The following is a 7,644-nucleotide window of genomic DNA, read 5'->3' on the forward strand; positions in this document are numbered from 1 at the left end:
AGGAAAGATTTAGTGGAAATCTAAATAAAGCTATTTTAAAACTCAACCAGAAGGGTGGATTGAAGAAAGATCAACCCCAAAATAAACTGATGATCGGTGAGAGGAGAAGTAATGGAAAACTTTTAACCAATAGGTAAGTTATAAGCAAGAAACTCCTCTTCCCTGACAAAACCCATCTTATGATAAAGTTGCTGAGCCGAAAAATTATCTTTTGCTGTTTCAAGACCTACTCTAATTGCTCCCATTTGGCGAGCTTGCTCAATAGTACGTTTGATTAAGGCTTCCCCATATCCCCTTTCTCGATAAGCAAGCTCCACAAATAAATCATTCAAAGTCAGCACTTTGCCCAAACTAACCTTGGAAAAGGTAGTATAAATCAAGGTAAAACCGATAGCTTTCTTTTTTTCCTCCTCATTAAAATTAAAAGCCAAAAATATTATTGCCTCCCCTTTTTCCAGTCTCTCCCTCAAGTAATTAGTATGTAATTCAAAATTGGAAGGTTTGTTATAGAAGACCATATATTGGTCAAAAAGTGGGACTATCACTTTTAAGTCATTTAAGGTTGCTCTCCGGATCATTATCATAAATTTTCATTCCTCCACTCAATTGGGTTTAGATGCCATATAGGATTTTACACTTTCTGGCACTTCCAACTCTGCAGAATGCTCATCAGCAATAATCTTTAAAGGATGTTGGTGCAAGGGAATATGTCCAGCCCAAATTGGTAATTTATAATCTTCTTTTTCATCCACAGGCCCCCCTTTTCTAATTTTAGCAGAGGCCGACTCAATTTCAATCGCCAATATGGTAGTGATTTCAATTTCCTTTTCAGTGGGTTGTCGTACTTCTTTCCATCTTCCTTTTAACAATTGTTCCGTAATTAATTCCATTGCTTTGATTTTCTCCTCTTTATCTTCAATAAATGTAGCCTTCCCGAAAAGTACTACAGAACGATAATTCATTGAATGATGGAATGCTGAACGTGCTAACACCAAACCGTCCAAATGGGTAACAGTAACACAAGGTGTTATTCCCTTTTGAAGCATGGCCAACATCCGACTTTTATTAGCCCCATGAATATAAATCCTATTTTCGAACCTGACATAAATGGTAGGAATAACAAATGTCTGCTCCTCCACTGAAAATCCAATATGGCAAACCATTCCTGAATCTAAAATGTCATACACCTCACCCCTATCATAAGAAGCCCTTTTAGCTGCTCGAACTACTTTGTTGACAGCTGTTTTCTCAAAAGTCTTAACCATAACTAAAAGCTTTAATTTAAATTCTAATCTGACTGAAGCGTTAATAACCTCCCTCTTGAGTTTATTCTCTATTCATTTTCACTTTAATTTCTCAACAATTAAATCATTGTCAATTTGGTATTTTATATTATTCCAATTTCCTATTAATTTCTCCCTCCATTTCAAGAAATACCTTTCCTTTCCAAAAGGATTACATCCGTAAATGTATAACTTTACCGGACCAACTCAGCGGACCACTTTTTTAATTTTAGACAGACCAGTATGTTCCCATTTAAGAGCATTATTACCATAGACAAACAAAAAGAGAAGGCTATTTTTCTCCAAATCGCAAACAGCATCAATCGTCATATTCAAAATGGTACTTTAAAAGCGGGGCAAAAACTACCAGGAAGCCGAAGTCTGGCTGAAGACCTCGGAGTTCATCGAAATACAATAATTAAAGCTTTTGATGAATTGTTAGCCCAGGGATGGATTGAATCAATAAAAGGAAAAGGAACCTTTATTTCCCAGCGATTACCACTACAAAAATGCATACCACTTAACAAATCGTCATTAAATACAAATGAATCTATTCCACAGGAAGCGGGCTTTCTCATTAAAAAAAGTCCTTATCTGGAAAGCACCTCCTTTTTAACTCCTGGTGGACTAGCTTTTAATGACGGAGCTCCTGATCACCGCCTAGCCCCAATCGACATTCTAAGTAGAAATTATCGAAATGTGTGTCGAAGAAACTCCAGCAAAAACTACCTTCCGTATTCCACTATGTTTGGGGCCGAAGTACTAAGAAAGGAAGTGGCTGATTACCTAAATCTATCCAGAGGAATGCATTCCGGAAAAGACAACATCCTTATTACCAGGGGAAGCGGAATGGCAATTTATCTGCTTTTCCAAATACTCCTCCAAAAAGGAGACAAGATAGTTGTTGGGGAAACAAACTACTTGGCTGCCGAAATTGCAATTAAACAAAGTGGGGGAAAACTGGTAAGGTGCAAAGTGGATGAATTTGGCCTCGATACAGATCACATTGAGGACCTGTGTAAAAAACACCCCATTAGAGGACTCTACATTACCAGTCATCATCATCACCCTACAACGGTTACACTTTCTCCGGAGAGAAGGTTAAGGCTTCTTTCATTGGCATATACCTATGGCTTCTTTATAATTGAAGACGATTATGATTATGATTTTCATTACCAAAGCAAACCCGTCCTACCTTTGGCAAGTGCTGATACGTATGGGATGGTGATCTACGTAGGTTCTTTTTGTAAAATTATTGCTCCCACTATCCGCATTGGATATATGTGTGGCCCTAAAAACCTGATCGATGAGGTAGCCCGATTAAGACGACTTGTAGACCGGCAAGGAGATATGCTTTTAGAGGCTGCTTTTGCCGAGATGATTCGGGAAGGTGATGTCCAACGGCATATCAAAAAAACGGTTAAAATCTATCGAAAAAGAAGAGATATTTTTTGCACTTTTTTGGAAGATAGATTTAAGGATAAAATTGATTTCAAGAAGCCTGAGGGAGGAATGGCAGTATGGTCACGTTTTCATAAAGATTTTCCCTTAGGTGAGCTTTCAAAAAAAGCGAGCCAAAAAGGCCTTTATCTATCTAATGGTTTAGAATACGGGGCAGGTAATAAAGCATCAAACGCTTGCCGCTTAGGATTTGCCTCTCTTAATGAAAAAGAAATGCAAAAGGCTTTCGATATTCTCGAAAGCCTTATGAAGTAAAATGAATTTAGAATGGTCTAAACTGTAATTTTTTGAGTATGGGATAGGTTGAACTTTATCACAATTCCCTTACACTTCCTTCAATTCTATTCCACCACCCTCCCCAATTCTTTTTTTTAAAAAAACAAAATTGATAAGATATATCAATCAACTGATAAAAATTATTGATTTGAACAATGATTTCTCTTTGGCTTAATTCGGATAATAAATCATTCATTTCATTCAAATTTTAGGCCTATGAAATCATTATTATCAGATAAAAAAACATATTTATTAATCGCAGGAAATATCATCAGCAACATTGGTTCGGGAATTACCATGATTGCCATTCCATGGTTGCTTATTCAAAGAGAAAATGGCGAGCAGGTTTATGGTTATGCTACCCTATCCTTAAGTAGTTTAATGGTCATTTTACTGCCTCTATCCGGCAGACTTATTGACCGGTTTTCCCGAAAAAAGGTACTTATTACTATTGAAAGCATCGGCTTTCTATTAACCCTAATGATAGCCATTTGGGAGGGGACAAGGGAGGAGCCGCAACTCATTACCCTTTTACTGCTTTATGGCATAGGGGGAATTAGTTTCAATTTACATTTTCCGGCAAGAAATGCATTTGTTCAAGAAATTTTCAACAAAAAACATTACCCCCAAATCAATGGGATGCTTGAAGTGCAAGGACAAATAGCTTTCATGCTAGCAGGAGGAATAGGTGGATTTTTACTGGAAAACCTGCTCCTTTCAGAGATCCTTTTAATTGATACTGCCACTTTCGGATTAAGTATTTTACTTTTCTATCTAATTCCCTATTCTTTTAAAAGGAAAGAAATTAACTCTTTGGTAAAACACACAGAAAACAAAAATACCTCCTGGCAATTTATACTTCAACAACCAAAAATAGTGGCTTTCTTTACCCTTAGTTTATTGCCCTTTACAATTACTATGGTGGGAAATTTTCTAACTCCTATACATTTATCCAAAAGTCTGCAAGCTGGTGTCCAAATTTTTTCATTAACTGAAACTTTTTGGGCTGTAGGGTCGGTCATTGCTGGATTAACTATTCCTTTCTTAATTAAAAGAACCACTGCGGTAAAAGTTATAATTTGGGGAATATTCTTTTATACTTTAAGCCTTTTTTTAATAGGAAATACCTATATCATCATGTTATTCCTTGGTATTGAAGTACTAATGGGATGGAGTAATGCAGCAATCCGGGTAGCCCGAAACACGGCCTTAATGGAATATATTCCAAACCAACATATTGGCCAAATCAGTTCTTATATCATGGCCTTCGCCAAGATATTTCAAGTACTACTATTATTATTTCTGACTACTTACATCAATAGGTTTAGTACTCATTTTGCCTATCAAATTCTATTTCTTTTGGCATTCATGATTCTTTCTTATTGTCTGTATCAAAGAAGATCAATTTTCACCAATTCTCCACAAAAATGAATTGCCTAAAAGAATATAGCCCGTTCATTTGATCGGGCTATATTCTTTTATTGTAATATTTTTTCTATAAGGGAAGGTAAAATACCTAAAAAAGGTAAAACAAGGGACACAACTATTATTCAGCATTTTCTTTCAAAATCTATCATTTACCCCATTATACCATTTCCATTTGAGACTCCGTCATATCAATATTATGATAAACTTTTTGTACATCATCATTATCTTCCAAAACATCAATCAACTTATACACCTTTTGAAAAGCCTCATCATCCAAAGCTACCAAGGTATTAGGAATACGTTGTAATTCAGCTGTTTCAGGAGTAATGTTCAGCTCATCTAATTTCTTCTGAATAGCACCAAAATCCGAAACATCAGCGGTAACTGTTACATAATTATCATCTATTTCTACATCTTCAGCTCCGGAGTCAATCATCTCCAATTCAAATTCTTCCACATCTAGCCCTTCAGGAAATGGAAAGTTAAAAACACTTCTTCGGTCAAAAATAAATTCTAAAGAACCATTTGTCCCCAAACTACCTCCAAATTTTGTATAAGCAGCTCTCACATCTTGAACCGTACGCTTTAAATTATCCGTCATACATTCCACAAAAATAGCCACCCCATTGGAGCCGTAACCTTCATAAGTGGTTTCAAAATAATTTGCTGTATCAGTGGAACTCCCCTTCTTCACCGCCCTTTCAATGGTGTCCTTGGGCACATTTGCCCCTCTGGCATTTTGAATGGCCAATCGTAACCTGGCATTTGCCGATGGATCTTCACTACCTCCTTCTTTTACCGAAATAGTGATCTCTTTAATAAGCTTGGTAAAAATTTTACCTCTTTTTGCATCCTGGGCCCCTTTACGTCTTTTAATATTGGCCCATTTACTATGTCCTGCCATAATTTTTAATTACTCAACCAATGAACTTCAAAAATACCATTTTCCCATTGGATTCCAATTCCAAAAATTTACTGAAGTAAGAATCAGATATTGAAAAAAGCCTTTTTCTAGTATAACGATGTAAATATTGAATAATGAAGAATCTATAATGATTCGTGAATAGTGACAATGAGCAACGCATAAGAGAAAGTCTGGCACTTCTCCTTTTTAACCTTTGCCTTAATGAAGGCACTAATCAAATCTTAAAATGGTCAGAAAAGAATCTGAAAGGCACTGTCATGGATGTAATATCAAAAGTGTAACCCCTACCCGAAGGAAAACTATTCTTTCTACCTTCGACACTGCGTCAAGATACTCAAATATTGTTCAAAAAACTCAAGATTAACAACACCAAAAGAAATGAAGGAAGAAAAATTTTTGAATTCGAAAATTCTTGAATTTTCCAAGGTAAAATTAAACCCTCAATCCTAAGAAAGGTAACTATTTCAAAGGGAAGAATAAGAATATAAAATCTTTAGGCTTTCTTTAATTCCTTTTGCTGAACCTTAGGTTTAAATTTCATATTCAAAAGTACTCCTAGCAATACTAAAGCCATTCCTGCCATACTAAGAAGATTAAAGAACTCATCAAAAAAGAGGAAACCAAAGCTTAAAGCATAAAGAATTCCTAAATAATTTAATGGAGCAACCCTTGCTAAACTTTCTGTTTGGTAAGCTTTTGTCATAAAATACTGTGCCATTTGAGTCAGAACACCTACACAAATTAACATAAACCAATCCCAACCTTGTGGTTGCACCCAATCCATGTATGACCAAATTGCCGCTATGGGTAAGCAAACCAAGGGAAAATAAAAAATAATGACCAATGGATGCTCGGTAGTATTCAGCTTTCGAATACAATTATAGGCCAACCCAGCAAAAGCAGCAGCAACTACCCCAAAAAACGCATATAGGGGGGATACACGTACATCAAATCCCTGAATTAGAAAAACCCCGGAAAGAGAAAGCATTAAAAATAATACCTGTAAAGGAGAAAGCTTTTCCTTTACAATAATAATCCCAAATAAAGCAGTAAAAACTGGAGATAAATATTGAAGGGCCTGAGCACTAGCTAAGGGCATCTTTTGCAAAGTTGTAAAATACATTACAAGCGCTATTCCACCAAATAATCCTCTGAGAAGCAAAACCTTTCTATTATTCCCCAGAAGGGGAACATTCTGTCGGAGCAGAACTACCCCACTCATTACTAAAGAAATAAGGGAACGGAAAAGAATAACTTCAATGGCAGGTATATGTGAGATCTGTTTTATACAGACATTCATTACCGCAAAAAGAAAAGTGGAGGCTATCATACTCCTAATCCCCTCAGATCTTAACATTGACTAAGTAGTTTTAAAATTCCTAATGTGTTCAAAAAAAGTGGCCTAAAAGCTCATTAAAAAAAGAAGCTTGTAAAAAGCAATTTGTCCTTTAATTGAATTGTTTAATACCTCTCACTTTTAAATAATATTTTAAGGAAAAATTGGAATTCCAAATTAAATACACCTTCATTATTTTGCATTTCACCCAAAAAGAGAGCGTAAAACTTCTACAGAAAAATAGATGGGTACAAAGTTGAACATTCAATAGGAGATAAAAAAATTTATTTTTCAACAAGATAAATCTCTTCTTTAGCGTGGTGCTTGACTTCGAAATTTAATCAACAAAAAAGTATGCCTGATCGTGATTCCTGCTAAAAACAATTGCACAGGAAAAGAACTTTGAAAGGAAACTATATTTAAAAATGAAAGACCCAAAAAGATCAAGTAACTCCCTATCACCAAAGGAATATAAAGGTTCATAATTATTGTTTTATGCCTTCTATAAAGAAAAAGCACCCCCAAATGAGTGGGTATTGCCCACATCAAATTCAAGTTGGAATGTAAAGGAGTATGAAGGCTAAATATTCCCAATAGAACAATGATCAAACCTAAAAACCCCACTACCGACATAAAAATAAAATCTATCCAAAAGAACCTAAACATTCCATTCCATTGCCAAATACATAGGATAACCTGGAGAATTATGACCATTAAAGCCAATGAAAAAGGATTAATCCATAATTCTTCCTCCTTCATCGACTTGGGCGAATTGTTAAGCAGATTGTTTCATATGACTAAAGAATTGCCCTTAAATTTACCTTCCTGTATGTAATGGGCCAAATTATCTGGCAAAAAGGTTTGACTTTCAAAAACCTTAGGTACATAAGCCTGAGTCCCGAGTAATAATTGAATTCCTAAATTTGACCATGGAT

General features: G+C 35.6%; 8 protein-coding genes. 2 read left to right on the top strand and 6 right to left on the bottom strand.

Annotated elements, in window-relative coordinates; all coding sequences use genetic code 11:
* Positions 1-122: 122 nt before the first annotated feature.
* Together E1171_RS12165 and E1171_RS12170 are read right to left on the bottom strand one after the other, a co-directional pair.
* Positions 123-578, bottom strand: a complete 456-nt coding sequence (locus E1171_RS12165) for a GNAT family N-acetyltransferase (RefSeq protein ID WP_222931486.1) — start codon at positions 576-578, stop codon at positions 123-125.
* Between the two features lie 24 nt (positions 579-602).
* Positions 603-1,265 (bottom strand): pyridoxamine 5'-phosphate oxidase family protein, encoded by a 663-nt coding sequence (locus tag E1171_RS12170; protein ID WP_155206280.1) that lies wholly within the window; start codon positions 1,263-1,265, stop codon positions 603-605.
* Between the two features lie 261 nt (positions 1,266-1,526).
* Between E1171_RS12170 and pdxR the strand changes: the two genes are divergently transcribed.
* Positions 1,527-2,999: a MocR-like pyridoxine biosynthesis transcription factor PdxR gene (gene pdxR / locus E1171_RS12175; protein WP_155206281.1), complete on the top strand. Its 1,473-nt coding sequence runs from the start codon at positions 1,527-1,529 to the stop codon at positions 2,997-2,999.
* Positions 3,000-3,057: 58 nt separating this feature from the next.
* Here pdxR and E1171_RS12180 read toward each other — a convergent pair whose 3' ends face one another.
* A complete protein-coding gene (locus E1171_RS12180; protein ID WP_155206282.1) occupies positions 3,058-3,216 on the bottom strand; it encodes a hypothetical protein in 159 nt (52 codons plus the stop codon).
* Between the two features lie 20 nt (positions 3,217-3,236).
* Here E1171_RS12180 and E1171_RS12185 point away from each other — a divergent pair, with 20 nt between their 5' ends.
* Complete coding sequence (locus E1171_RS12185) at positions 3,237-4,451, top strand: MFS transporter (protein WP_155206283.1); 1,215 nt, start codon at positions 3,237-3,239, stop codon at positions 4,449-4,451.
* A gap of 154 nt (positions 4,452-4,605) precedes the next feature.
* Here E1171_RS12185 and E1171_RS12190 read toward each other — a convergent pair whose 3' ends face one another.
* From E1171_RS12190 to E1171_RS25010, 3 genes are all read right to left on the bottom strand, one after another.
* Positions 4,606-5,352, bottom strand: a complete 747-nt coding sequence (locus E1171_RS12190) for a YebC/PmpR family DNA-binding transcriptional regulator (RefSeq protein ID WP_155206284.1) — start codon at positions 5,350-5,352, stop codon at positions 4,606-4,608.
* A gap of 514 nt (positions 5,353-5,866) precedes the next feature.
* Positions 5,867-6,730, bottom strand: a complete 864-nt coding sequence (locus E1171_RS12195; RefSeq protein ID WP_246164311.1) for a DMT family transporter — start codon at positions 6,728-6,730, stop codon at positions 5,867-5,869.
* Between the two features lie 291 nt (positions 6,731-7,021).
* Complete coding sequence (locus E1171_RS25010; RefSeq protein ID WP_155206285.1) at positions 7,022-7,468, bottom strand: hypothetical protein; 447 nt, start codon at positions 7,466-7,468, stop codon at positions 7,022-7,024.
* Positions 7,469-7,644 lie beyond the last annotated feature (176 nt).

Origin of the sequence: Xanthovirga aplysinae, from assembly GCF_009711365.1 — a bacterium.
Taxonomy (GTDB): Bacteria; Bacteroidota; Bacteroidia; order Cytophagales; family Cyclobacteriaceae; genus Xanthovirga; species Xanthovirga aplysinae.

Coding starts and splice junctions, on each gene's coding strand:
- E1171_RS12165 (WP_222931486.1), bottom strand. CDS start 578: ATGATCCGGAGAGCAACCTTAAATGACTTAAAAGTGATAGTCCCACTT.
- E1171_RS12170 (WP_155206280.1), bottom strand. CDS start 1,265: ATGGTTAAGACTTTTGAGAAAACAGCTGTCAACAAAGTAGTTCGAGCA.
- pdxR (WP_155206281.1), top strand. CDS start 1,527: ATGTTCCCATTTAAGAGCATTATTACCATAGACAAACAAAAAGAGAAG.
- E1171_RS12180 (WP_155206282.1), bottom strand. CDS start 3,216: ATGAATGATTTATTATCCGAATTAAGCCAAAGAGAAATCATTGTTCAA.
- E1171_RS12185 (WP_155206283.1), top strand. CDS start 3,237: ATGAAATCATTATTATCAGATAAAAAAACATATTTATTAATCGCAGGA.
- E1171_RS12190 (WP_155206284.1), bottom strand. CDS start 5,352: ATGGCAGGACATAGTAAATGGGCCAATATTAAAAGACGTAAAGGGGCC.
- E1171_RS12195 (WP_246164311.1), bottom strand. CDS start 6,730: ATGTTAAGATCTGAGGGGATTAGGAGTATGATAGCCTCCACTTTTCTT.
- E1171_RS25010 (WP_155206285.1), bottom strand. CDS start 7,468: ATGAAGGAGGAAGAATTATGGATTAATCCTTTTTCATTGGCTTTAATG.